Origin of the sequence: Sphingopyxis sp., from assembly GCF_036675685.1 — a bacterium.
Lineage (GTDB): Bacteria > Pseudomonadota > Alphaproteobacteria > Sphingomonadales > Sphingomonadaceae > Sphingopyxis.
Genome location: NZ_JAKFEM010000050.1, coordinates 1 through 23,324 on the forward strand (window position 1 = coordinate 1; position 23,324 = coordinate 23,324).

Consider the following 23,324-nt stretch of genomic DNA (forward strand, 5'->3'; position numbering starts at 1 on the left):
CGAACCCGTCGGCAGGGAATTGGTGTCAGGATGATCTAGCAAGGAGCGTCGTCCCTGAATGGCTTATGGTGATAATGTCGACCCTAAAAACAGGGTAGTGGCGATTGTCTTGGTTGGTCTGCTAACGGCAGTTCTGGGCTACGGCCTGGTTAACGGCCTGAATATCAGTATCGTCAAGAAACTCGCCGAAAAATTGGATGTGGTGGACGTCGAAGAGCCGCCGCCACCGGAGGAGCCGCCGCCGCCGCCGCCGCCGGACAATAAATTGCCGCCGCCGCCGCCGGTCGTGACGCCGCCGTCGCCTATCCCGCCGCCGGTGACGACCAATACGGTCCAGTCGGTGCCGACGCCGCCGCGCACCCCGCCGCCGCCGACCTATACGCCGCCGGCTCCGCCCGCGCCGCCGCCGACGCCGGACCTCAGCGCCGCCGGTACGCCTAAGGGCAACCCGGGCCGTTGGGCGACGAACGACGACTATCCGGCCCGTGCCATGCGCGAAGAGCGTGAAGGAACGACCGGTTTCCGCGTCACCTATGGTGCCGATGGGCGCATCACGTCGTGCGACGTGACGTCGTCGAGCGGTCATGCCGACCTCGATGCCGAGACCTGCAAGCTCATCACGCGCCGCGGCCGGTTCAATCCGGGCAAGGACCGTGCGGGCAACCCGCAGGGCGGAAGCTACAGCAATCGTATCCGTTGGCAGATTCCGCGCTGATCTGGCGCAAGACCGTCTGTTTTCGATTTTACCGAATATCTTGAGAGGGAATATCCACAATGTTTAATCTGATCGCAAATGCCGCGGCTGCGGCAGCACCGGCCCACGACGCGGGGCTGAGCCTCATGCCCGCGTCGATGTGCGTCAAGGAAGAGGGCGCGAGCCCCTACGGCCTCGTCCCCGCCCTGTGCGAAGGCGGCGTCGTGTCGCAGGTCACCTTCCTCGTCCTGCTGATCATGTTCGTCGGCACGCTCTACATCCTGTTCACCAAGCTGTTCGAACAGAATAAGGTGATGAACCAGGGCAAGGCGGTCGACGCCAATTTCTGGCGCGCGCCGACGCTGGCCGATGGCGCGTCGAAGCTCGAAAAGAACAGCGCCTATCGCCAGGTCGTCGAAGACGGTCTGCGCGCCAACGAAGAGCATAACAAGCTCGCCAACCCCGTCGAAGCGCATGACTGGATGCACGGTACGCTCGAGCGTTCGCAGAACCACATCAACTCGAAGCTCAACAGCGGCCTCGCCTTCCTCGCGACCGTGGGCTCGACCGCTCCGTTCGTCGGTCTGTTCGGTACCGTTATCGGTATTCTTCGCGCCCTTGTGAAGATCGGTGCTTCGGGTCAGGCTTCGATCGACACCGTCGCCGGTCCGGTCGGTGAAGCGCTCATCATGACCGCCATCGGTCTGATCGTGGCGGTTCCCGCGGTGCTCGCCTTCAACTGGCTGCAGAGCCGCAACAAGGCGATCGCCCGCCGTCTGTCGACCTTCTCGAACGACGTTCTCGGCTCGATCATGTCGAACGGCCAGGTGAAGCCGGCGTCGCTGGCAGCCGCGGCGAAGGCCGCTGCTCCGGCCGCCGCACCGAAGAAGGCCTGATCGACCTCTTGTGGATCCCCGCCCGTTCGCCGCGTGGCGATCGGGCGGGGTCCGCTGGACAGGGCGACGGGCCGATTGCGCGCCGACCCGAGTCCGTGACAGAAATTTTGTGACAGGATGCTAATCCTATGGCGATGAGTGTAGGCGATAAGGGCGAAGATGCCCCGATGTCCGACATCAACACGACCCCGCTCGTGGACATCATGCTTGTGTTGCTCATCATCTTCCTCATTACGGTTCCCGTGGTGCTGAAGACGGTGAACCTCAAGCTGCCCAGCGTGGTCTTTGAACCGACGACGACGAAGCCCGAAAATGTGCTGCTGTCGATCCGCTCGGCCGACACCGACGGCGATGGCGAACCCAATCCCGAAAGTACCGCTTGCGAAGTCTATTGGGGCCAGACCCCGGTCGATTCGCGCCAGCTGCTTGAAAGGGGGCAGAAGAAGCTCGAACAGCTTCTCGAGGATATTGGCGGACCGCAGAATATCACCGAAGAAAATTTCCCCGAAGTGCATATCCGCGGCGACGTGAACACGCCGTACCAGTGCATCGGCGGGGTGATCTATACGATGCAATATGCCGGTTTCCAGAAGATCGGGTTCATTTCCGAACCGGCTGCTGGCTCGGGCACGCTGGGCCGCCTCTAAGGCGTCGGTCCATTCAGGAATGAAGGAATAATCCTATGTCCATGGCCGTTGGCGATCGGGACGAAAATGAACCGATGATGGAAATGAACACGACGCCGCTCATCGACGTCATGCTCGTGCTCCTCATCATGTTCATCATCACCCTCCCGGTCCAAACCCACGCGGTGAAGATCGATCTGCCGGTCCCGACCGACAATCAGAGCAATGTCGACCCCGAAAAGAACAAGGTGATGATCGACCCCGCGGGGACGATCACCTGGAACGGATCGCCGGTCGATTTGGCTCAGTTGGCGAACTATCTGGAACAGACCAAGGCGCTGCCGGTCGAACCCGAATTGCAGGTCCAGCCCGACCCCTATGCGCGTTATATCGTCGTCGACAATGTCATGGCGGTGATCAAGCGCAGCGGCGTCGGCAAGCTGGGCTTCGTCGGCAACGAGCAATATGCGCGCGTCTTCTGATCTTTGATCGAAGCCGTCAGACGAGAATATGGGGCCGCGAAGCGATTCGCGGCCCCTTTTCTTTGCCTTCATGGCCGACCGGAACGGCCGCAAGCGCCCGGTTGCAGTCATCCAACTTCTCGTCACCCCGGGCTTGACCCGGGGCCTGCCTTGTCTTTTCTCGGTTGGGAAGAAGGAAGGCGGATCCCGGGTCAAGCCCGGGATGACGAATAAGGGCCGTCCGCTTCCCACCCCAAAGGCGACTTATGCCCTTGGAACTGGCAGCGATTGCGGGCATCGTCGGCGCAGCGGGATCGAAACGCGCCGCCGTGACGTTTTGAGTCCAGCTTTTGCTACAGGGAGCAGCATGATGACGATGGGTTCGCGCCGGAAACAGACCGTACAGGGCCTTGTTGTGCTCGGCGCGCTCGCGCTTGCCGGCTGCGCCGGTATGGGCAAGAAGCCGGTGACCAAACTTCCCGTCCCCGACGCTTATGCCGAACTGACCGATGCGCGCGGCGCCGACCGCGGCCGCGTCGACATTTTCAAGGACGGCAGCGGGCTGCGGCTCGAGGTTGTTGCGCGCGGTTTCGGCGCCGGCACCTATGGCATGCACGTCCATACGGTCGGCCGCTGCGACGGGCCCAAATACACGACCGCCGGACCGCACTGGAACCCGACCGGTGCGCAGCACGGCCGCGAAAATCCGATGGGCGCGCATCATGGCGACCTGCCCAACCTGGTCGTCGAACCCGAGACCATCGGCCGCGCATCGCTGCATCTCGTCGGTACGCGGCTGCTGGGTGAGGGCGGGGTGATCGACGCCGACGGCGCTGCCTTCGTCATCCACGCCAAGCCCGACGATATGAAGACCGATCCCAGCGGCAACAGCGGCGACCGCATCGCTTGCGGGGTGATCGTGACTCCGCCGGCGGGCTAAGCCTCCGCCCGCTCGACTATCGTCGCTTCCGCCAGCGGCACCGCGCGATAGGCATAGAGCAACAGGCCGAGCGCGACCGGCGCGACGCCGATCAGCGACAAGATGCCGGTGCGCAAGTCGCCGACCGGCTTGCCGTCGACCATCGTGCCCGCAAGGTCGGAAATCTGCCCGACCATATAGGGGCCGAACGACAGCCCGACCAACGTCGTGCCGAGGAAGAAGGCGGCGGTTGCCGTTCCGCGCATCCGCGGCAGCACCAGATCCTGCGTTGTCGCCGCGGCGGCGCCGAGCGCGGTCGCGCCGAACATGCCGGCGAGGAAATTCATCGTATAGAAGAGCGTCGAATTCTCGGTCGTATAGCCGATCCAGATCGGGATGATCGGGGCGACGACGCCGAAGATGATCATCAGGATGCGCCCCGCCGGATGTCTCGCGCGCAGTGCATCGGCAAGCCGGCCGCCGACGATCACACCGATAAAGCCGGCGAGTGCGCCATTCGCGCCCAGGATGAACGCCAGTTCCTGCTTGGGCAGCCCCAGCACCGTTTCGGCATAGGGTGCCGACCAGAAAGCGATCGCATAGGCGGCCAGCGCAACGAGCCCATAGCCGAGCGTCGTGCAAATGAACGCCGGGGTGCCCCAGATGAGGCGGAAGGTCGCGGGATCGTGCGCGCGCAGCGTGCAAGCCCAGGAGAAGACGGCGTAATAGCCGAGCCCGACGGCCATCCATTGCGCCTCTTTGCCCGTGAGGTGGATCATCCACCACGCAAAGGCGGTGACGGCGGCGGCGAAGCCGATGTTGATCGCAAGCGCCGCCGGGCCGCGCTGCCACGCGCCGTACAGCGTCAGCGGCGGCACGATCATCGTCAGATCCTTGCCAAAGGCCCGGAACGGCGTGGGCGAGCCGTGGGTCGGTACGCCGTCCATGGCGCCGCGCGCCGGTTCGCGGAGCGTCGCCACCCACAGCGCGAGGATCAGGCCGGGGATGCCGACCGCTAGGAACGCCGCCTGCCATCCGACGAGCCCCATCGGGCCGCCGCCGGGATACGCCTTGTTCCACCCCTCGACGATCAATGCGCCGATAAACAGCGAGACGCCGCCGCCGAGGTAAAGCCCCGATGAATAGATGGCGAGCGCGGTCGCCCGCTGCTTCTTGGGAAAATAGTCGGAAATCAGCGAATAGGCGGTCGGGCTCGCAGTCGCCTCGCCGACGCCGACCCCCATGCGCGCCAGGGTCAAGCTGAACTGGTTGTACGCGAAACCCGATAGCGCGGTCATGACCGACCACAGCGAAAGCCCGATCGACAGCAATTTCACCCGGCTCCAGTTATCGGCAAGACGCCCGAGCGGGATGCCGAACAACGCATAAAAGACGGCAAAGGCGGCGCCGCCAAGAAATCCCATATCGGCATCGGTCAGCCCCAGATCGGCCTTGATGTCGACCGCGAGGATGCTCAGGATCTGCCGGTCGATGAAATTGAGAATATAAACGACGACCAGCACCGAAAGGACGTACCAGCTGTAGCCGCTGGCCTGGGTAACGGGGAGCGGCGACCGCTCGTACGCACCGTCATTTTCGCTGGCGGTCTCGGCCATCTGGTAACCCTCTCCCTGACCCATTATCTCTTGTGGCTCATGGCTAGCAGAGCCGGGAAAAGGCGCAAGTTGAAAGTCGGTTCAACTTTGCAAACAGGAGGAACGATGTGCGTGAAGATGGAAAAGATGCGCCCGCGATCCTCTTCCTCTGCCTCGGCAACATCTGCCGCTCGCCCCTCGCCGAGGGCGCGGCGCGGGCTGCATTCGAGGCCGCGGGAATCAGCGCGACGCTCGATTCGGCGGGGACGGGCGATTGGCATGTCGGCCATCCACCCGACCATCGCGCGCAGGCCGAGGCGCGGCGTCGCGGCGCCGACATTTCGGACTTGCGCGCGCGGCAACTGACGCCTCAGGATTTCTATCGCTTCGACCGGATCCTTGCGGCGGACGAGACGAACCTGCGCGACGCGCGCGCGCTCGCGCCCGCCGATGCCACGGCGCGGCTGCAGCTGATGCTCGATCTTGTGCCGGGGCGGGCGGGCGAGAGTCTGACCGATCCCTATTATGGCGACGACGGCGGCTTTGCCGCGACGTGGGACGATGTCGGCGCCGTCGCCGCGGCGCTGGTCGCCGACGCTTCATCGAGCGGATAGCGCGCGACGGGGTGATAGCGCGCCCCGCCGTGTGCGAGCTCGCTTTCGTACAGCACGACATGGGTGAAATCGAAGGGCGGGCTCGCGAGGTCGCCGCTTTGGGTGAGGAAGGGTGCGACGGGGCCCGCGGCGCGGCCGAGCCGCGCCAGCGTGACGTGCGGCAGGAAGGCGCGCGTCTCGGCGGCGACGCCGACCCGCGCGAGCAGTTGGTCGACTTTTCGGTGCAATCCCGCGAGCGGCGCCAGCGGCTCGACGCCCGCCCAGACCGTGTGCGGCCAGCCCTTGCGTTCGAACAGGCCGACCCCGGCGATGCGCGCGGTGATCGCGGGGGCGTGCAGCGCGCCCAGCGCCGCCGCAATATCCTCGGCGCGGTGGTGGTCGACCTCGCCGATGAAGCGCAAGGTCAGGTGGAGCTGGTCGTCATCCTGCCAGCGCGCGGCCGAAATGCCGTGCATCGCGGCACGCAGCAGCGCGCGGACGGAATGCGGCGGACGCAGCGCGACGAACAGGCGGTGGGTCGACATGACGCCGCCAGCATAACCGCTTGTGCGCCCGCGAAAACCGCAAAGACGCGGGTTTTCCGGTTTCGCTTGAAAGCGGATGGGAAAATCACGATATTGCACCCTACGGCCGGTATGGGCTGGCTGATGATGGAGTAATGACAATGGCGAATTGGAACGACCCCAATGTGGCGGCTTCCGGTTTTGGGGCCGGCGCGAACGCAATGGACCAGGCCGTCGATGCCGGCCTGCGGTCGTACATGCTGTCGGTTTACAATTATATGGGCTCGGGCGTGCTGCTCACCGGCATCGTCGCGCTGCTGGCGTTTCAGTCGGGCTTTACCGCGTCGCTGATCGGTAGCCCGCTGATGTGGGTGGTGGCGCTGGCGCCGCTGGCTTTCGTTATGGTGCTGAGCTTCGGTATCAACAAGCTGTCGACGATGGCTGCACAGGCGCTGTTCTGGACTTTCGCCGCGGTGATGGGTTTGTCGATGTCGACAATTTTCCTGCGCTTTACCGATGCATCGATTGCACAGACCTTCTTCGCGACTGCCGCGGCCTTCGTCGGCCTCAGCCTCTACGGCTACACGACCAAAAAGGATCTGTCGGGCTTCGGCACGTTCCTGATCATGGGCGTTGTCGGCATCCTGATTGCGATGTTGCTCAATGCGTTCGTGTTCCAGTCGGGCGCGCTGATGCTGGCGATCAGCGTCATCGGCGTGCTGATCTTTGCTGGCCTCACCGCCTACGACACGCAGAAGATCAAGAGCATGTATTTCTATGTCCGCGGGACCGACTTTGTCGGCAAGTCGGTGGTGATGGGCGCGCTGACGCTCTACCTCGACTTCGTCAACATGTTCACCTTCCTGCTCAACCTGATGGGCAGCCGCGACTAAGCGGGACGGACGAAGAGCGAAACAAGGGAGCCCGGCGAAGCGATTCGCCGGGCTCTTTCTTTTTGGGGGATCGGAATGAAGCAGGGCGCGATGCTGGCGGTGGCCGGCCTGATGCTGGGGGTGCCGGCGGCGACGGCCGCCGAGGGCAAGGCGACGTGCGCGGTCGCGCGACCGACGGGCGATCTGAAGGGCCACGCCGCATCCTTCTTTCCGAAAGCGGGCAACGCCGACCTCGATGCCCTCGCCGCCTGCCTCGGCGATCCCGATCCGGCGGTGCGCGACGACTTTGCCTTCACCCTGTGGTCCGAAGGGCTTCGGGGCAAATATCTGGCGCCCGATCAGATGCGCTACACGTTCGGCCTGCTGACGAAGATGGTGACGGCGCCCGGCGATGCCGCTGGCTTTCGTCGCCCCTTTGCCGCGCTCACGCTGTCCGAAGTTGCACGCGCCGATCGGGTCGAGCCTTTCCTGACCGACGCGGAGCTTCACAGCCTTGCCGAAACCGGCGCCGGCTATCTGCGCGGGGTTTCCGACTATCGCGGTTTCGTCGTCGGCGAGGGCTGGCGGCATGGCGCCGCGCACGGCGCCGACGTGATGCTCCAGCTGGCGCTCAACCCGCGGCTGTCGCGCGTCGACGCCGACCTGGTGCTTGGCGCCGTCGCGGCGCAGGTCGCGCCCCCAGCCTCGCCCTATTATATCCACGGCGAAGCCTCGCGCCTCGCGCGGCCGGTGCTGTCCCTCGCCAAGCGCGCCGACATCGACGATGCGGCCTGGACGGCATGGTTTAGGACGCTGCATCCCGATGGCGCGCCGCGCTGGAAGAAGGTCAACGGCAATGCCGAGCGGCTGGCGGCGGTGCACAACAGCACCGCCTTCGCCACCGCCATCTATGTCAGCGCCGCTGAATCGGAAGACCCGCAGATCCGCCGGCTGGCGCCACTGGCGGTCGAATTGCTGAAAGCGCTATCTTAGGTCGACGATTTCCTCTCTCGCCACTCATCGGCAGTGATTTCCCATAATTCCGAGGGCAGGGAGCCCTCCACATATCGCTTTTCGCCACGCCAGACGACGCGCATGCCACTGCCGGTCGAGATGGCGCGGGATGCGGCGTTGTCGATCGCCTTGGGCACGCGCAGGGTCGGCTGGCCCAGCACATCGAACCAATAATCGGTCACGACATCGCTTGCTTCGCGCATCAAACCCTTTCCCCAATGGGTGGGGTCGAGCCAAAAACCGCGGTTCTCATCGGGGTGGAGCATCAGGCTGATGACGCCAATCAATTTTTCGGGCGCGTGCCTCGTCCGTATCGACCAGTGCCATGCCCGGCCCTCGCGCATCGCAGGAAGCGCCACGTCGCGGACAAAGGTCAGCGCCCCATCGGCGGGATAGGGCCAGGGGACGAAGGGATTCAGATGACGGACGATCTCCCATTGCGGGAAAATCGCCTGGATTGCGGGATGATCTTCCAGCACGAGCGGACGAAGCAGGAGCTTTGCGGTTGCAAGCTCGGGAAATTGCGATGTCATTGTACCAACTTCATTGGACTGGGAAAGCCGACAAGCCGAATGGTCATTCACCCCCTTCTTCGCGCCGCTTAGCCGGGTGCGGGATTGGCGGCCTGCATTTCGGCGATCAGGCCGTTGTCGATTCCCTTCGCGCGCTTGTAGGCCGGACGTTCGCGCAGCGGCGCGACATAGGCCTCGAACGCCGGGCGTGAAGGAATCGTACCAAACTGCAAACCCCAGTCGATCTGGCTGCCGACATAGACGTCGGCGGCGGTGAAGCGGTCACCGGCGACGAACGCCTTGTCCGCGACCGCGCTCTCGAGCGCATCGAGCGCGGCGGGAAGCGAGCCGAAGCCCGCCATGCGCTGCTGGTCGACGTCGGGTTCGACGCCGAAATGCTTGGCGGTGATCGCTTGTTCGACGGGTCCCGATGTGAAGAATAGCCAGCGGTAGTAATCGGCGCGGTCGGCGGTGCCGGGCGCCAGCTTTGCCTCGGGGAAGGCATCGGCCAGATAGGCGCAGATCGCGGCGCATTCGGTGACGACCTTGCCGTCGTGGACGACCGCGGGAACCTTGCCCATCGGGTTGATCGCGAGATAGGCGTCATCCTTCATCGTCGTTCCATAATCGAGGATGCGCGGTTCATAGGGGGCGCCGACCTCTTCGAGCATCCAGCGGACGATCTGGCCGCGCGACATCGGGTTGGTATAGAAAATCAGTTCGTCGGTCATCGCGCTTCTCCCGTTGGTTTCGAGTCGGATGCGAACATATCAGGAACATCGTTCGACTTCCAGCGGGCTTGTTTTGTCACCATTCGCGGCTAAGGCAAGGGCATGAGCGACGAACGTATCTGGACCGCCGCCGTGCTGGTGATCGGCGACGAAATCCTCTCGGGCCGCACGCAGGACAAGAATGTCGCGCAGATCGCGACCTGGCTCGACGTGCAGGGCATTCGTTTGCGCGAGGTCCGTATCGTCCCCGATGTCGAGGACGAGATCGTGACCGCGCTGAATGCGCTGCGCGCGCGTTACGACTATCTCTTCACCACCGGCGGCATCGGCCCGACGCATGACGACATCACCGTCGACGCGGTCGCGAAGGCGCTGGGGGTCGGAGTGATCGTCCATCCCGATGCACGCGCGATCCTCGAGCGCTATTATACCGCGCGCGGCGGCGAATTGACCGAAGCGCGGCTGCGCATGGCGCGCACCCCCGACGGCGCCGAGCTGATCCCCAATCGCATGTCGGGTGCGCCGGGCATCCGCATCGGCAATCTTTTCGTGATGGCGGGGGTGCCGCATATCACCGCGGGCATGCTCGACGCGTTGACCGGCGAGCTCGAGGGCGGGGCGCCGCTCGTTGCGCGCACCATCGGCGCCTGGGCGCCCGAAAGCGAAGTTGCCGACCTTCTGCGTCAGGGCGAGCGCGATCACGCCGGGGTCGCGATCGGCAGCTATCCCTTTTTTCGCGATGGAAAGGTCGGCGCCAATTTCGTCGTGCGCTCGACCGACGGCGATCGCGCCGCGGCGTGCGTTGCGATGCTCACTGCCGGCCTCGAGGCCGCGGGCTATGCGGTGACCGACGGCGGGATCTGATCGGCGGGCTCGTCGCCGCTCGTTCGCGTGGCGCGCGGCAGGCGGCGCAGCATTGCGATCGCCAGCAATCCAAAGAAGGCCGCGACAATGAAGGCGGCGCCGGGGAAATGCACGGGCGCCGTTTCGGCGGTGAAATAGGCCATCGTTCCCGTCAGTAACAGCGGGGCGAAAAGCTGGCCGAGCCCCATCGCCATCGCCGAAATCCCCTGCACCTCGCCTTGCGTTTCCGCGGTTGCGCGACGTGACATCATCGCCATCAGCGACGGCTGTACCGGCGCCTGCAACGCGATGGGGACCAGCAGCAGGAAGGCGCCCCAGGTCGAGGTGGTGAAGGCATAGCCGATATAGACCAGGGTCGCGACGAAGATGCCGAACGTTGCGGCGTCGCGTTCGCCGAACCGCGCGACGGCGGGCCCGACGACAAATACTTGGCCGAGCGCGATCATCACCCCGACCGCGGCCAGGCTGGCGCCGATCATCCCCGGCGTCCAGCCGAGCTGCGCGATGCAGTAAAAGCTCCACGTCATCGGATAGACGAGGCTGGCGATCTGCCACAGCACCAGAACCCCCGCGACCCCGTCCATGCCGGGGAGTGCGCGCATCGTCTTCCACGCGCCGAGCGGATTGGCGCGGCGCCAGTCGAAGGCGCGGCGGCGTTCGGGGGGCAGCGTTTCGGGGAAGATGAAGAGGCCATAGAGCATGTTGGCCGCGGCAAGGACGGCCGCCGCCACGAACGGCGCGCGCGGGCTGATCTCCCCAAGGAAACCGCCGATCGCGGGCCCGGCGACGAAGCCGATGCCAAAGGCCGCGCCGACGAAGCCGAAATTGCGCGCGCGTTCCTCGGATTTGGTGATGTCGGCGATCGCCGCCTGCGCCGCAGCATAGCTGCCGCCGAAAATGCCCGACAGCGCGCGCGCGACGAACAGCCAGGGCAGCGTCTGGACGATCGTGAGCAGTGCATAGTCGACCGCGAGGCCGCCGAGCGCGAGGAGCAGCACGCGTCGCCGCCCGAACCGGTCGGACAGATTGCCGAGGACGGGCGAGGCGAGGAAGGTCGCGACCGCCATCACCAGCCCGATCCACGCCCCGACTTCGATCGCTTCGGCCAAGTCGATGCGGCCGACCTCCATCACCAGCTGCGGCAGCACCGGCATGATGATGCCGAAACCGACCGCATCGAGGAAGATGGTGACGACGATGAAGGGAATGGTGCGCGATGCGGTCAAGGATCGTTCCGTCGATGAATGTGTGCGAGGGCCATACAGCGCTCCGGTAAAGTCACGCCAATGCTTTTCTGTTGTGCCGGTGATTTTCCAGCCGTAGCGCCATGGTTCCCGCTTTGGAGCGTTGCCAGCCCATGAAACTCGCCATCACCGCTGCGCTCGACTATCGCCTCGGCGATCCCGTCGACCTGATGCTGCATATCGAGGCGGCGGCCATCCCCGAACAGGCGATCCTCGATGCGGTGCTCGACGTCGGCGACAGCGAATATTTCGCACGGGTTTCGGCGCAGGACATGATCGGCGAACGGATCTGGCTGCGCCGCGGCGGCGAGCTCAATGTCCGCTATTCGGCGACGGTCGAGATCGACCGGATCCTCACCGATTACCGGACGCTGGGCAAGGTGCCGATGCACCAGCTTCCCGCCGAAACGGTCCAGTATCTCAACGAATCGCGCTATTGCCCGTCGAACAAGTTCCTGCATTTCGTCCACGACGAGTTCGGCGATGTCGAGGGTGGCGCCAAGATCGGCCGGATGCGCGACTGGATCGAGACACATTTCACCTATGCGGCGGGATCGAGCGATTCCGAAACCAATGCGCTCGACAGCTTTGTCGAACGGCGCGGGGTATGCCGCGACTATGCGCATGTGATGGTCAGCCTGGCGCGCGCCGCGGCGATCCCGGCGCGCGTCGTCAGCGTCTACGCGCTCGGCGTCGAGCCGCAGGATTTCCATGCGGTCGCCGAAATCTTCCTCGGCGGCGAATGGCATCTGGTCGATGCGACCGGCATGGCGCGCGAAGCGGCGATGGCGAAAATCGCGGTTGGCCGCGACGCCGCCGACATCAGCTTCCTCACCGCCTATGGCGATATCGAGATGCTGAACCAGCAGGTGACGGTGGAGGCCGTGGAATAGGGCGAGGTCCGGCGCGGCAAAGCCACGCCGTCAGTCCCGCTGCGCGGGCTGGCCGAACTTTCGCTGATCGTGATTTAGCAAGACCAAATCACTGCAAAAGTTGGAGCGGGTGAAGGGAATCGAACCCTCGTCACTTGCTTGGGAAGCAAAAGCTCTACCATTGAGCTACACCCGCATTTTCCGCCGCAGGCGGAAGATGGTGGTGCCGCTTACAGGACTCGAACCTGTGGCCCCATCATTACGAATGATGTGCTCTACCAACTGAGCTAAAGCGGCAACGATGGGCGCCTCTATCAGCGTGTCGGGGCGAAGACAAGCGCCGTGATTTCTGCTTCAGCGCGTCGTTTCGCTGATCGTTTCCATCGCGACGAAGGTCGAGGTGCTCGCGACGTGCGGCAGGCTCGAAATCTTCTCGCCCAATATGATGCGGTAACGGCGGATGTCGGCGGTGCGGACCTTGAGCAGATAGTCGAAGCTGCTCGCGATCATGTGGCACTCCTCGACCTCGGGGATTTCTCGCACCGCGGTATTGAACTCCTTCAGCGCGGTTTCGCGTGTGTCGGACAGCTTCACCTCGGTAAAGGCGACATGGTCGAGGCCGACCTTGGCGGGGTCCACGATGGCGCGAAAGCCGACAATGACCCCTCCCTCCACCAGCCGCTTCACCCGCTGCTGGCACGGGGTCTTCGACAGCCCGACCTGCTCGGCGAGGTCGGTGAAGGTGATGCGGCCATCCTTCCGCAGAATCGCAAGGATCTTGCGGTCGAATTCGTCCAGCCGGACTGCCAAAGCGCCATCATTCATTCAATTGGACTACATTCCAGAGGAAATTAGGTCAAAATATAGTTTGAAGAGCCCATAAGAAGGCAGATCGCCGTCATTGGGCGCGATAAGATGGTGCATGACCGAATCCGCACCAGACCGCGCGCCGATCCGCGCTCTCGCCCGCCGCAGCGAAACCGAACTCGTCGCCGACCTGCGCACCGCCCTCGCGACCTCTTCGGCAAGCATCGATGCGGTCACCCGGCGCGGCCTCGCGCTGATCCGCAAGGCGAAGGCCGAGGGCGATCGCGAAACGCTCGTTGCCCAGCTGATGAACCGCTACCGCCTGTCGACCGAAGAGGGCGTGGTGCTGATGTGCCTCGCCGAGGCGCTGCTGCGCGTTCCCGACAGCGCGACCGCCAATGCGCTGATCCGCGACAAGATCGCGGGGCGCCACTGGAATGAGGGCGAGGACGAGGACAGCCCGCTGATCGTCGCGCTTTCGGCGCGCGGCCTCTCGCTCGGCTCGGCGACGCTGATGCTGGACGCGATGGGCAGCAAGGCGAATCCGCTGACCCTGCTCAAGTCGATGGTCCGCCGTTCGGGCGAGCCGGTGATCCGCCAGGCGGCGCTCGCGGCGATGAAACTGCTCGGCCAGCAGTTCGTGATGGGCGAGACGATCGACGCCGCGGTCAAGCGCGCCGACAAGGAAAAGTCCGAACTGGCGAGCTTCGACATGCTCGGCGAGGCGGCGCGTACCGCCGACGATGCGCAGCGCTATTATGACAGCTACGCCAACGCCATCGCGCGCATCGGCAAGGCCGCGAAGCCGGGCGACCCGCACGCCAACCATGGCATTTCGATCAAGCTCTCGGCGCTCCATCCGCGCTACGAATATCTGCAGCCGGCACGTGTTCGCGACGAACTCATTCCCAATGTCATCGAACTCGCGCGCGCGGCGCGCGCGGTGAACATCCCGCTGATGATCGACGCCGAGGAAAGCGACCGCCTCGAACCGCATATGGATGTGTTCGCCGCGCTGATCGACGCGGGGATCGCCGACGGCTGGACGGGCCTTGGTATCGTGATCCAGGCGTATCAGAAGCGCGCGCCCGCAGTGATCGACTGGCTCGCGAACCGCGCGCGGGCGCGCGGCGTCAAGCTGTCGATGCGCCTCGTCAAGGGCGCCTATTGGGATACCGAGATCAAGCGCGCGCAGACGCTGGGCCTCGGCGATTTCCCGGTGTTCACGGCAAAGCTGCACACCGACCTCAACTATATGCGCTGCACGCAGCTGCTGCGCGATTGCCAGGATTGCATCTATCCGGCGTTCGCGAGTCACAATGCGATGACGCTCGCCTTTGTCTCGGAACTGTTCGCGGGCGCCGATTACGAGTTGCAGCGGCTCCACGGCATGGGTGAGGGCGCGCATGATGCACTCGTCGCGCTGTTCCCCCCGCCGCGCCCGGTGCGCGTCTATGCGCCGGTGGGAACGCACCGCGATTTGCTCGCCTATCTCGTCCGCCGCCTGCTCGAAAATGGCGCGAACTCCAGCTTCGTCCACCAATTTTCGGACCCCGGCGTCACCGCCGAACAGCTCGCGGTCGATCCGCGCAGCGTCGCGAGCGCGGCATCGTCGAACATCGCGACGGGCCTTGGCCTGTTTGATCCCGCGCGGCGCAATTCGCGCGGCTACGACCTCGGCGATCCCGGCGTGCCCGAGGCGCTGGTCTCGGCGATCGGCGCGGCGCGGCGGAGCGATCTTGTTGCGGCACCGATCGTCGGCGGCGTTTCGCGAAAAGGCAAAGCCGAAGCGGTGCGTAATCCCGCGACGGGCGCCGTGGTCGGTCAGGTGATCGAGGCCGACGCCGCGACGGTCGCCGATGCCGTCGCCGCGGCGCGCAAGGCGCACGGCGACTGGAGCCTCGCCGGCGGTGCTTTCCGCGCCGCGCGGCTCGAACGCGCCGCCGATCTGCTCGAGGAGCATGAGGCGCTCTTCCTCGGTCTCGCGATCGACGAGGCGGGCAAGACGCTGGTCGACGCGATCGCCGAGGTGCGCGAAGCGGTTGATTTCCTCCGCTATTATGCCGCGCAGGCGCGCGCCGACTTCACTTACCCGGTCGCGCTGCCCGGCCCGACGGGCGAGCGCAACGAGCTGATGCTCGAAGGCAAGGGCGTGTTCGTGTGCATCAGCCCATGGAACTTCCCGCTCGCAATCTTCCTGGGGCAGGTGTCGGCGGCGCTCGCCGCGGGCAATAGCGTGCTCGCGAAACCCGCCGAGCAGACGCCGCTGATCGCGCACGCTGCGGTCGAACTGCTGCTCGAAGCCGGCATCCCCGGCGACGTGCTCCACTATCTCCCCGGCCGCGGCGAAACCGTCGGCGCGGCGTTGACGAGCAACAACGACATCATCGGCGTCGCCTTCACCGGCTCGACCGAGGTCGCACGGATGATCAACCGCAGCCTCGCCGGACGCGACGGCCCGATCGCGACCTTGATCGCCGAAACCGGCGGCGCGAACGCGATGATCGTCGATTCGACCGCGCTGCCCGAACAGGTCGCGCGCGACGCCGTCGCCTCGGCGTTCCAGTCGGCGGGGCAGCGCTGCTCGGCGCTGCGCCTGCTTTGCGTGCAGGAAGATGTCGCCGACACGATGATCGAAATGGTCGCGGGCGCGATGGCCGAACTCAACATCGGCGATCCGTCGATCCTCGCGACCGACGTCGGTCCAATCATCGACGAAGAAGCACGGGCGAACATAGCCGCCTATGTCGCCGAAGCCCGGGCCGCAGGCCGCGTGATCGCTGAGGCCGGACGGACGAGCCTGCCCGCCGACGGCCACTTTGTCCCGCCCGCCCTGATCCGGCTCGACCATGTCACCGACCTGAAGCGCGAGATTTTCGGCCCCGTGCTGCATGTCGCGACGTGGAAGGGCGGCGAGCTCGACGCGCTGATCGATGCGATCAATGCCTCGGGTTATGGCCTCACGCTCGGCGTCCACACGCGCATCGACGGCGTCGCCGCGCATATCGCGGCGCGTGCGCAGGTCGGCAATGTTTACGTCAACCGCAACCAGATCGGCGCGATCGTCGGCTCGCAGCCGTTTGGTGGCCGCGGCCTGTCGGGCACCGGGCCCAAGGCTGGCGGCCCGCATTATCTCCACCGCTTTGCCGAGGAAAAGTCGATCTCGACCGACATCACCGCAGCGGGCGGTAATGCGGCGCTGATGGCGGGTTAAATTCAGCGCCGGCTGATGTGCGGGCGTTGCGGCAGCACGCGCATCAGCTGGTCAGTTGTGACCACGAGGCCCGATACAGAGTGGACAACTGTCCCGGGCAAATACGTCCGAAAGCGTCTCGCGGCACTGTGCCGCGGCGACCTTATGTTTTTGGTGCCCCCCACAGCGGAACCAGCATAGCCTTTCTCCGGCGACGTGCAATGGCACGCAATGCCCGGTTGAATCGACTTAGCGGGCGTAGCCTGTTTTGAGGCAAGGGGCGGGCGGCTATGCGGCGCTGATGGCGGGTCAGGGGGCGACGCGTTTGATGCTTAACGCAACGGCGCGTGACCTCCGCATCAAATTCTCCACGCTTTGAGAGCCGTCCGCCAAGCCATAGGAATGGATGGTCATAACCTTGCCGTCGACACTTGTTACGCAGGAACCCATCAGGCCCGACCCACCAGCACCGGTGAGTTTGCCGCCCAGATAGGCGCAAATGGAGTCCACGCCGCGCGGTCTGATGGTTCCTTCGACCGATACAGCCGTCGCGAAGTTTCGCGACATGGTATCGGCAATCTGGTTTGGCACACCATCCATTTCGCGGTTTATCTCCCAGTCGGGCTTTCCCATCTGGGCCGAAAGGGATCCAAGCAATTCTTCGCGTGACTTTATTGCGGAAAGCAGCCTGAAAGGTGTTTTGATGACAAGAAAATCAACGTCATAGCCACGCTCTTCGCCGGCCAGGTCGCAGCGTATGAGTGTCAGCGACGTAAAACTCGAGGTGTCCTGAATCGCAACTTCGGCCGCGAAGATTTCATCCTCGCCTTTGGGTATACAATAACCTTCGGGTGCAATGGCGGTAAACTTTACATCGCCGACGGTGAAGCTGATCGTTTCGCTGGCGGAAGCCATGCCACCGATCGGCGCGAACAGCAGTGCGAAAGCGGCAAACACTCTTTCCTTCACATAACCCCCCATATTGTTCTGTCTTCACGCACCCGGCACGCCGAGCAGCTGCGCCTGCGCCTTGAGTCGTCCCGCCGCGGCCGGGTTGGCGGCAATGCCGTCCTTCAGCGCCTGCGCCGCCTTCGCGGTTTCGCCCAGCGTCATGCGGCTGCGCATCAGCATGATCCAGCGGTCGACATCGGCCGGATTGGCCTTGAGCTTCGCCTCCAGCCCGCTCACCATGCCCTCGATCATCTGGTCCTGCTGGCCTTTGGGGAGCTGCGAGGCGGCCTCCATGTCCGAACGGCTCGGCCCCGGGATCGCGCGCGCGGCGACCGGCATTTCGTCGGCGGTCAGCGGCCGCGCCTGCGTGCTTGCAAGCCGCGCGGCGACGTCGATCTTGTGGATCTGTCCGACCTGTTCGATCGTGCGGCGGAGGTCGGCTTCCCACGGCGCGCCCTGCGGCGTGTCGGCGAGCAGCGCGAACCAGTCCTCGATCGCGCCCTTATGGTCGCCGCCGATGTCCCGTTTCACCGCGAGGAAATAGCGCGCGCGGGGGTCCCTGGCGTCGAGCGCGATGGCCTTGTTGAAGGCTTCGAGCGCCGCGGCGGGCATCGGGTCGCTGTCGCTTCCCATCACCCGCGCCTCGCCCAGCGCCGACCAGAGACCCGCCGAATCGGGCGAAAGCGCGACCCCTTTCTCATAAGCGGCGCCCGCGCCGGCGAAATCGCCGAGGTCGAATCGCGCCGCGCCAAGCGCGGTCCACGCCTCGGCGCTGTTCGGCTCGCGCTTGGTGCGCGCCTCCAGTTCGGCGAGCTGGTCGGACGGCGCGGCGGCGCTTTCGGCGGCCGGATCGGCAGCGGCGGGAGCGGAATCGCGCCAGATCACATAGCCGATCGCGGCGGCGAGCAGCACGAACGCGGCGATCAGGATTGCCCGGTTGCTGCCCGTCAGGCCGCCGCCCGCCCCTTTGACCATCTTATTGCTCTCGCTCATTTTTGCCCTCTGTCCTGCCCTCGAAAAAAGACGAACCGCGCGTGCAGCCGTCTTGCCTTTGCCCGGCGATGGTGTAGCCTTTGACATACAAGGTCGGTCAACGATTAAATCGTCAGGGGTCGCACCGGCTTTCCCAGTCATAACAGGGGAGGGGTGCATGGCAGTTTCGGATCACGTCGACTTTTCGACGTTCATGGAAGGCGTGAAAAAGCGCAACCCGGGTCAGCCCGAGTTTGTGCAGGCGGTGCAGGAAGTGTCGGAAGACATTTTCGATTTCATCGCCGACAAGGAAGAATATCACGCGCAACAGATATTGCGCCGGATTGCCGAACCCGACCGGGTCGTGTCCTTCCGCGTGTGCTGGGAAGACGACAAGGGCAATATCCGCGTCCAGCGCGGCTGGCGTGTCCAGAACAACAATGCCATCGGCCCGTACAAGGGCGGCATCCGTTTCCACCCCAGCGTCACTGAAAGCGTGCTCAAATTCCTGGCGTTCGAGCAGACGTTCAAAAATGCGCTCACGGGCCTGCCGATGGGCGGCGGGAAGGGCGGGTCGAACTTCAATCCCAAGGGCAAGAGCGTGCGCGAGATCATGCGCTTTTGCCAAAGCTTCATGACCGAGCTGTATCGCCACATCGGCGCCGACATCGACGTGCCGGCGGGCGACATCGGGGTCGGCGGGCGCGAAATCGGCTTCATGTTCGGCCAGTACAAGCGCATCACGAACGAGTTCACCGGGGTGCTCACCGGCAAGGGGCTCGAATGGGGCGGCTCGCTGATCCGCACCGAAGCGACGGGCTACGGGGCCGTTTACTTCCTGGCCAACATGCTCGCCGCGAAGGGGCAGGATCTGGTCGGCAAGACCGCCGTCATCTCGGGGTCGGGCAATGTCGCGACGCACGCGGCCGAAAAGATCGTCCAGCTCGGCGGCAAGGTGCTGACGCTCTCCGATTCGGGCGGTTTCATCCACGATCCCGACGGCATCACCCAGGAAAAGATCGACTGGGTAAAGGCACACAAGACCCACCGCCGCGGGCGGATCGAGGAATATTGCGACGAGTATAAGAGCGCGACCTTCACCGCGGGCAAAACGCCGTGGGGCGTCCCCTGCGACGTCGCGCTGCCGTGCGCGACGCAGAACGAACTGCTCGGCGACGATGCCAAGGCGCTCGTCAAGAATGGCTGTATTGCGGTCAGCGAAGGCGCGAATATGCCCACGAACCTCGAGGGCGTGCATATCTTCAAGGATGCGAAGATCATGTTCGCGCCGGGCAAGGCGGCCAATGCCGGCGGCGTCGCGGTGTCGGGGCTCGAGATGAGCCAGAACAGCGGACGGCGCGCGTGGAGCGAGGGCGAGCTGCAACAGATGCTCAAGGACATCATGGACGGCATCCACACCAGCTGCATCACCTATGGCGATCAGGGTGATGGCTATATCGATTATGTGAAGGGCGCCAATATCGCCGGCTTCAAGAAAGTGGCCGACGCGATGCTGGCGTTCGGAGTGGTTTAGGCGCAAAAGCGTCCGGCCGGGAAAAAGGGGTTCTGCGGATGACGACGCACGCTGGAAAGGAGCGCGGCGAACGGCCTTGGGCGGCGTTCGCCGTCCTTGTGCTGATGTTGCTCGTGCTTGCGATCGCCGCTGTCGTCCTCGCCCCGCCCGCCCGCTCGCAGGGCGAAAGCGGAGCGCGCTATACCGGGGTCGCCTCGTGCGCCGGGTCGACCTGCCACGGCCGGATGGAGGGCGACGGCACCGTCGTCCGCCAGGACGAGCTGATGAAATGGCAGGAGCCTTCGACCCCCGGCGGCGCGCACAGTCGCGCCTGGGCGGTGCTGGGTAATAACCGCAGCCAGTTCATTGCGCGCAACTTGGGTATCGGCGATCCGGCAAAGGCGCAGATGTGCCTCGGTTGCCATAGCACGGCGGGCACCGCGCGCGCCGTTCCGGCCGAGGACGGCGTCGGCTGCGAATCGTGCCATGGCCCCGCGGGCGGCTGGATCGCCAGCCACTACGCCGGGGTCGGCACGAACGCCGATCCCGACGCCGAAATGCGCGACAAGCATCGTGCGAACCTGTCGGCGGGGCTCAAGAAGCTCGAGGATCCGATGGTGCGCGCGGGGGTGTGCGTCGATTGCCATTTCGGCGCGGCCGCCGATGGCCAGTTCGTCACCCACCGCATCATGGCGGCGGGACATCCGCGCATCGCGTTCGAACTCGATCTCTTCTCCTCGCTCCAGGCGCATCATCAGGAGGATGCCGATTATGGCTGGCGCATGTTCGGCGCCCCCGCCGGACGCACCGATCATGTCCAGATGTGGGCGGTGGGACAGGCGACGGCGATCGAGCGCAGCCTCGCTCTGTTCCAGACGCGGCGCGGGACCGAGGGGATGTTCCCCGAATTTTATTTCCTCGACTGCCACAGCTGCCACCGCCGCATCTTCGACCAGGCGAAGCCGGTACGCACGGGTATCGACAATCCCGGCCGCTCCATCCCCGAGGGGATGCCGCCCTATAATGACGAGAATCTGATCATGCTCGCCGCCGCCGCGCGGCTTGCGGCGCCCGCGCTCGCCGACCAGCTCGCGGTGCGCACCGCCGCGTTCCACAAGGCGATGGCGACCGATCGGGCGAGCGCGGTCCAAGCGGCGGCGCAGCTGTCGCAGACCGTCGCGGCGCTCAAGAGCGCCTTCGCGTCGCGCAGCTTCTCGGGCACCGACGCCTTTGCGATGGTCGATGCGATTTCGGCGAAGGCGATCGGCGATCGTTACACCGACTACTCGGGGTCGCAGCAGGCGGTGATGGGGGTCGACACGCTGCTCAACGCGATGGTGTCGTCGGGGCGCGTCACCGTGGGGGCCGCGGCGGGCATTCGCGGCGACATCGACCGGGCTTATGCCGCGGTGAAGGATCCCAACGCCTACAAGCCGTCCGAATTCCAGGCCTCGTTCGGCAGCGCGGTGCGCGCGATCCGGGCGCTGCGGTAAGATCATGCGGAGCAAAACCCATCTTTTCCGCTCGGCCGCCTTTGCCGCGATGGGCGCCCTGCTGCTCGGCTCGTGCGGTGGTGGCGGTGGCGGCGGAACGCCGACGCCGACCCCCACACCCACGCCGACCCCCACACCCACGCCGACGGGCGGCCTCTACACGCCCCCCGCCGCCGAAGCGTTGACCACGACCGACGTCGAGCGCGTGCTGGCGCAGGCGATTGCCGAAGCGCAGGCACGCGGCCTGCCGTCGGTGATCGCGGTGACCGATCGCGTCGGCAATGTGCTCGGTGTGTTCCGCATGAACGGTGCGCGCGCCACCGCGACGACCGCGCCCGCGCCCAACGGCGTCCATATCGACGCGCAGAACGTCACCTTTCCCGCCGAGGGCGGCGCGATCGCCAAGGCGGTGACCGGCGCGTATCTGTCGAGCGGCGGCAATGCCTTCTCGACCCGCACCGCGAGCCAGATCGTGCAGGAGCATTTCCCGCCTGCGCCGACCACCGTCGGCCTCGAAAGCGGACCGCTCTTCGGCGTGCAGTTCAGCCAGCTGCCGTGCAGCGACCTGTCGGCGCGCTTCGGCGCGGCGGGCGCTGCGGCGCTGATCGGCCCCAAACGCTCGCCGCTCGGCCTCGCCGCCGACTCCGGGGGGCTGCCGCTCTACAAGAATGGCGTGCTCGTCGGCGGCATCGGGGTGATGGGCGACGGGGTTTACGGCAGCGATCCCAATATCCTCGACATCGACAATGATCCCGAGGAGTTCATCGCGCTCGCGGGCACGCGTGGGTTCGAGGCTCCCTCGACGATTACCGCCGACAAGATCACCGTCGACGGCACGAGCTTGCGCTTCTCCGACGCAACCTTTGCCGGGGTGATGAGCAGCGGCAGCGCGAGCTTCGCGAGCCTCAACGGCACCGCGGGCAGTCTGGTCGCGGTGATCGGTTATGCCAATGCTGCGGTCATCGCGGGCACCGCCTATGGCAGTGAGGCGTCAGGCATCCGCGCATCGACCGCGACCGAATTTTCGAACCGCGACGCGTTCGTGCTCACCGACGGCAGCGGCACCAACCGCTATCCGCTCCGCGCCGGGACCGACGGCGCGACGAACAGCGCGCCGCTGACGGCGGCCGAGGCGCGCGCGGTGCTCGAGGAGGCCTTCACGGTGATGAGCCGCGCGCGCGCGCAGATCCGCCGCCCACTCGACAGCCGCGCGCAGGTGACGATCAGCATCGTCGATACGCACGGGTCGGTGCTCGGCATCGTCCGCTCGCCCGACGCGCCGATCTTCGGCACCGACGTATCCTTGCAAAAAGCGCGGACCGCAGCTTTCTTCTCGGGCGCGCAAGCGGGAGGCGAACTCAGCGCCAATGCGAGCGCCGACGTCCGCCAGTTCGTGACGGCGACGCGGACCTTCCTCAATAATTCTGCCGCGCTCACCGGCACGATCGCCTTCTCCGACCGCGCGAACGGCAACCTGTCGCGGCCCTATTTCCCCGATGGCGAGGTTGGCCGGCCGCAGGGGCCGCTGTCGCGCCCGATTGCGCAGTTCAATCCCTTCTCGACCGGGCTGCAGTCGGCGCTGATCATCGGCAACCTCGGTCAGCACCTCGGTTTCCTGCAGAGCGCGAATCCCGACACGCCGCAGCGCTGCACGACGCTGCCCGACGTCGCGCCGGGGCAGAACCGGCTCCAGAACGGCATCCAGATCTTCCCCGGCTCGGTCCCCATCTATCGCGGCAACCAGCTCGTTGGCGCGATCGGGGTGTCGGGCGACGGCATCGACCAGGACGATATGATCAGCTTCCTTGGGCTCCATAATGGCGGCGCGCGCGTCGGCGGCATCGGCAATGCGCCCAAAGCCATTCGCTCCGACAATGTCGTCGTCAATGTCGGCGCTGGGGTGCGTCTGCGCTATGTCGGCTGCCCTTTCGCCCCGTTCCTCGACACGGCGAGCCAGAATGTCTGCGACGGGCTATAG

Annotated in this window: 22 protein-coding genes and 2 tRNA genes; 14 read left to right on the top strand and 10 right to left on the bottom strand. The window is 65.3% G+C overall.

What is annotated here, in order from left to right; all coding sequences use genetic code 11:
* The first annotated feature begins 58 nt into the window (after window positions 1-58).
* The 5 genes from V6M50_RS17675 to V6M50_RS17695 all read left to right on the top strand — a co-directional run bounded on the left by V6M50_RS17675 (window position 59) and on the right by V6M50_RS17695 (window position 3,617).
* Window positions 59-715 carry an energy transducer TonB gene (locus V6M50_RS17675; RefSeq protein ID WP_332819898.1) on the top strand — a complete coding sequence of 219 codons (657 nt, stop codon included), beginning with the start codon at window positions 59-61 and terminating at the stop codon, window positions 713-715.
* Window positions 716-774: 59 nt separating this feature from the next.
* The gene (locus tag V6M50_RS17680) at window positions 775-1,590 is read left to right on the top strand and encodes a MotA/TolQ/ExbB proton channel family protein (RefSeq protein WP_332819899.1); all 816 of its coding nucleotides are present in this window, start codon (window positions 775-777) and stop codon (window positions 1,588-1,590) included.
* 128 nt (window positions 1,591-1,718) lie between these two features.
* The gene (locus tag V6M50_RS17685) at window positions 1,719-2,237 is read left to right on the top strand and encodes an ExbD/TolR family protein (RefSeq protein ID WP_332819900.1); all 519 of its coding nucleotides are present in this window, start codon (window positions 1,719-1,721) and stop codon (window positions 2,235-2,237) included.
* Between the two features lie 35 nt (window positions 2,238-2,272).
* Entirely contained in the window at window positions 2,273-2,698 is a 426-nt protein-coding gene (locus tag V6M50_RS17690; protein ID WP_332819901.1) for an ExbD/TolR family protein, read from the top strand.
* Between the two features lie 346 nt (window positions 2,699-3,044).
* Window positions 3,045-3,617: a superoxide dismutase family protein gene (locus V6M50_RS17695; RefSeq protein WP_332819902.1), complete on the top strand. Its 573-nt coding sequence runs from the start codon at window positions 3,045-3,047 to the stop codon at window positions 3,615-3,617.
* On the opposite strand, the gene V6M50_RS17700 is transcribed toward V6M50_RS17695, so the two are convergent.
* Window positions 3,614-5,212, bottom strand: a complete 1,599-nt coding sequence (locus V6M50_RS17700) for a spinster family MFS transporter (RefSeq protein WP_332819903.1) — start codon at window positions 5,210-5,212, stop codon at window positions 3,614-3,616. The two genes, V6M50_RS17695 and V6M50_RS17700, sit on opposite strands and share 4 nt — an antisense overlap.
* 107 nt (window positions 5,213-5,319) lie before the next feature.
* Between V6M50_RS17700 and V6M50_RS17705 the strand changes: the two genes are divergently transcribed.
* Window positions 5,320-5,805: a low molecular weight protein-tyrosine-phosphatase gene (locus tag V6M50_RS17705; protein ID WP_332819904.1), complete on the top strand. Its 486-nt coding sequence runs from the start codon at window positions 5,320-5,322 to the stop codon at window positions 5,803-5,805.
* On the opposite strand, the gene thpR is transcribed toward V6M50_RS17705, so the two are convergent.
* On the bottom strand, window positions 5,715-6,329 hold the full coding sequence (gene thpR / locus V6M50_RS17710; protein ID WP_332819905.1) for an RNA 2',3'-cyclic phosphodiesterase: 615 nt from the start codon (window positions 6,327-6,329) through the stop codon (window positions 5,715-5,717). The genes V6M50_RS17705 and thpR overlap by 91 nt on opposite strands.
* Window positions 6,330-6,469: 140 nt before the next feature.
* Here thpR and V6M50_RS17715 point away from each other — a divergent pair, with 140 nt between their 5' ends.
* Both V6M50_RS17715 and V6M50_RS17720 read left to right on the top strand, forming a co-directional pair.
* Window positions 6,470-7,201 (top strand): Bax inhibitor-1/YccA family protein, encoded by a 732-nt coding sequence (locus V6M50_RS17715; RefSeq protein ID WP_332819906.1) that lies wholly within the window; start codon window positions 6,470-6,472, stop codon window positions 7,199-7,201.
* Window positions 7,202-7,276: 75 nt separating this feature from the next.
* Window positions 7,277-8,173, top strand: coding sequence for a DUF2785 domain-containing protein (locus V6M50_RS17720; protein WP_332819907.1), 897 nt, complete (start codon window positions 7,277-7,279; stop codon window positions 8,171-8,173).
* On the opposite strand, the gene V6M50_RS17725 is transcribed toward V6M50_RS17720, so the two are convergent.
* Window positions 8,170-8,778, bottom strand: a complete 609-nt coding sequence (locus tag V6M50_RS17725; protein WP_332819908.1) for a GNAT family N-acetyltransferase — start codon at window positions 8,776-8,778, stop codon at window positions 8,170-8,172. The two genes, V6M50_RS17720 and V6M50_RS17725, sit on opposite strands and share 4 nt — an antisense overlap.
* 17 nt (window positions 8,779-8,795) lie before the next feature.
* Complete coding sequence (locus V6M50_RS17730) at window positions 8,796-9,437, bottom strand: glutathione S-transferase family protein (RefSeq protein ID WP_332819909.1); 642 nt, start codon at window positions 9,435-9,437, stop codon at window positions 8,796-8,798.
* A gap of 102 nt (window positions 9,438-9,539) precedes the next feature.
* Between V6M50_RS17730 and V6M50_RS17735 the strand changes: the two genes are divergently transcribed.
* Complete coding sequence (locus tag V6M50_RS17735) at window positions 9,540-10,301, top strand: competence/damage-inducible protein A (protein ID WP_332819910.1); 762 nt, start codon at window positions 9,540-9,542, stop codon at window positions 10,299-10,301.
* On the opposite strand, the gene V6M50_RS17740 is transcribed toward V6M50_RS17735, so the two are convergent.
* Window positions 10,274-11,527 (bottom strand): MFS transporter, encoded by a 1,254-nt coding sequence (locus tag V6M50_RS17740; protein ID WP_332819911.1) that lies wholly within the window; start codon window positions 11,525-11,527, stop codon window positions 10,274-10,276. The genes V6M50_RS17735 and V6M50_RS17740 overlap by 28 nt on opposite strands.
* A gap of 131 nt (window positions 11,528-11,658) precedes the next feature.
* Here V6M50_RS17740 and V6M50_RS17745 point away from each other — a divergent pair, with 131 nt between their 5' ends.
* Complete coding sequence (locus V6M50_RS17745) at window positions 11,659-12,438, top strand: transglutaminase-like domain-containing protein (RefSeq protein WP_332819912.1); 780 nt, start codon at window positions 11,659-11,661, stop codon at window positions 12,436-12,438.
* 101 nt (window positions 12,439-12,539) lie between these two features.
* Here the strand turns inward: V6M50_RS17745 and V6M50_RS17750 are convergent.
* The 3 genes from V6M50_RS17750 to V6M50_RS17760 all read right to left on the bottom strand — a co-directional run bounded on the left by V6M50_RS17750 (window position 12,540) and on the right by V6M50_RS17760 (window position 13,242).
* Window positions 12,540-12,613 (bottom strand) — tRNA-Gly (locus tag V6M50_RS17750).
* A gap of 25 nt (window positions 12,614-12,638) precedes the next feature.
* Window positions 12,639-12,714: transfer RNA gene (locus tag V6M50_RS17755), tRNA-Thr, on the bottom strand.
* 57 nt (window positions 12,715-12,771) lie between these two features.
* Window positions 12,772-13,242 (bottom strand): Lrp/AsnC family transcriptional regulator, encoded by a 471-nt coding sequence (locus V6M50_RS17760; protein ID WP_332819913.1) that lies wholly within the window; start codon window positions 13,240-13,242, stop codon window positions 12,772-12,774.
* A 97-nt stretch (window positions 13,243-13,339) separates the two neighbouring features.
* On the opposite strand from V6M50_RS17760, the gene putA reads away from it, so the two are divergent.
* Window positions 13,340-16,438, top strand: a complete 3,099-nt coding sequence (putA, locus tag V6M50_RS17765; protein WP_332819914.1) for a bifunctional proline dehydrogenase/L-glutamate gamma-semialdehyde dehydrogenase PutA — start codon at window positions 13,340-13,342, stop codon at window positions 16,436-16,438.
* A 288-nt stretch (window positions 16,439-16,726) separates the two neighbouring features.
* On the opposite strand, the gene V6M50_RS17770 is transcribed toward putA, so the two are convergent.
* Together V6M50_RS17770 and V6M50_RS17775 are read right to left on the bottom strand one after the other, a co-directional pair.
* The gene (locus V6M50_RS17770) at window positions 16,727-17,386 is read right to left on the bottom strand and encodes a hypothetical protein (RefSeq protein WP_332819915.1); all 660 of its coding nucleotides are present in this window, start codon (window positions 17,384-17,386) and stop codon (window positions 16,727-16,729) included.
* A 24-nt stretch (window positions 17,387-17,410) separates the two neighbouring features.
* Window positions 17,411-18,361 carry a tetratricopeptide repeat protein gene (locus V6M50_RS17775; protein ID WP_332819916.1) on the bottom strand — a complete coding sequence of 317 codons (951 nt, stop codon included), beginning with the start codon at window positions 18,359-18,361 and terminating at the stop codon, window positions 17,411-17,413.
* Between the two features lie 157 nt (window positions 18,362-18,518).
* Between V6M50_RS17775 and gdhA the strand changes: the two genes are divergently transcribed.
* Genes gdhA through V6M50_RS17790 form a run of 3 tightly spaced genes read left to right on the top strand, consistent with a single transcriptional unit; the run spans window position 18,519 to window position 23,324 of the window.
* Complete coding sequence (gene gdhA / locus V6M50_RS17780) at window positions 18,519-19,874, top strand: NADP-specific glutamate dehydrogenase (RefSeq protein WP_332819917.1); 1,356 nt, start codon at window positions 18,519-18,521, stop codon at window positions 19,872-19,874.
* Between the two features lie 38 nt (window positions 19,875-19,912).
* Entirely contained in the window at window positions 19,913-21,346 is a 1,434-nt protein-coding gene (locus tag V6M50_RS17785; protein WP_332819918.1) for a multiheme c-type cytochrome, read from the top strand.
* Window positions 21,347-21,350: 4 nt separating this feature from the next.
* On the top strand, window positions 21,351-23,324 hold the full coding sequence (locus tag V6M50_RS17790; protein ID WP_332819919.1) for a heme-binding protein: 1,974 nt from the start codon (window positions 21,351-21,353) through the stop codon (window positions 23,322-23,324).

Bases quoted from the DNA above. Each gene is read 5' to 3' on its own strand.
- V6M50_RS17675 (WP_332819898.1), top strand. From the start codon at position 59: ATGGCTTATGGTGATAATGTCGACCCTAAAAACAGGGTAGTGGCGATT.
- V6M50_RS17680 (WP_332819899.1), top strand. From the start codon at position 775: ATGTTTAATCTGATCGCAAATGCCGCGGCTGCGGCAGCACCGGCCCAC.
- V6M50_RS17685 (WP_332819900.1), top strand. From the start codon at position 1,719: ATGGCGATGAGTGTAGGCGATAAGGGCGAAGATGCCCCGATGTCCGAC.
- V6M50_RS17690 (WP_332819901.1), top strand. From the start codon at position 2,273: ATGTCCATGGCCGTTGGCGATCGGGACGAAAATGAACCGATGATGGAA.
- V6M50_RS17695 (WP_332819902.1), top strand. From the start codon at position 3,045: ATGATGACGATGGGTTCGCGCCGGAAACAGACCGTACAGGGCCTTGTT.
- V6M50_RS17700 (WP_332819903.1), bottom strand. From the start codon at position 5,212: ATGGCCGAGACCGCCAGCGAAAATGACGGTGCGTACGAGCGGTCGCCG.
- thpR (WP_332819905.1), bottom strand. From the start codon at position 6,329: ATGTCGACCCACCGCCTGTTCGTCGCGCTGCGTCCGCCGCATTCCGTC.
- V6M50_RS17715 (WP_332819906.1), top strand. From the start codon at position 6,470: ATGGCGAATTGGAACGACCCCAATGTGGCGGCTTCCGGTTTTGGGGCC.
- V6M50_RS17720 (WP_332819907.1), top strand. From the start codon at position 7,277: ATGAAGCAGGGCGCGATGCTGGCGGTGGCCGGCCTGATGCTGGGGGTG.
- V6M50_RS17730 (WP_332819909.1), bottom strand. From the start codon at position 9,437: ATGACCGACGAACTGATTTTCTATACCAACCCGATGTCGCGCGGCCAG.
- V6M50_RS17735 (WP_332819910.1), top strand. From the start codon at position 9,540: ATGAGCGACGAACGTATCTGGACCGCCGCCGTGCTGGTGATCGGCGAC.
- V6M50_RS17745 (WP_332819912.1), top strand. From the start codon at position 11,659: ATGAAACTCGCCATCACCGCTGCGCTCGACTATCGCCTCGGCGATCCC.
- V6M50_RS17760 (WP_332819913.1), bottom strand. From the start codon at position 13,242: ATGAATGATGGCGCTTTGGCAGTCCGGCTGGACGAATTCGACCGCAAG.
- putA (WP_332819914.1), top strand. From the start codon at position 13,340: ATGACCGAATCCGCACCAGACCGCGCGCCGATCCGCGCTCTCGCCCGC.
- V6M50_RS17775 (WP_332819916.1), bottom strand. From the start codon at position 18,361: ATGAGCGAGAGCAATAAGATGGTCAAAGGGGCGGGCGGCGGCCTGACG.
- gdhA (WP_332819917.1), top strand. From the start codon at position 18,519: ATGGCAGTTTCGGATCACGTCGACTTTTCGACGTTCATGGAAGGCGTG.
- V6M50_RS17785 (WP_332819918.1), top strand. From the start codon at position 19,913: ATGACGACGCACGCTGGAAAGGAGCGCGGCGAACGGCCTTGGGCGGCG.
- V6M50_RS17790 (WP_332819919.1), top strand. From the start codon at position 21,351: ATGCGGAGCAAAACCCATCTTTTCCGCTCGGCCGCCTTTGCCGCGATG.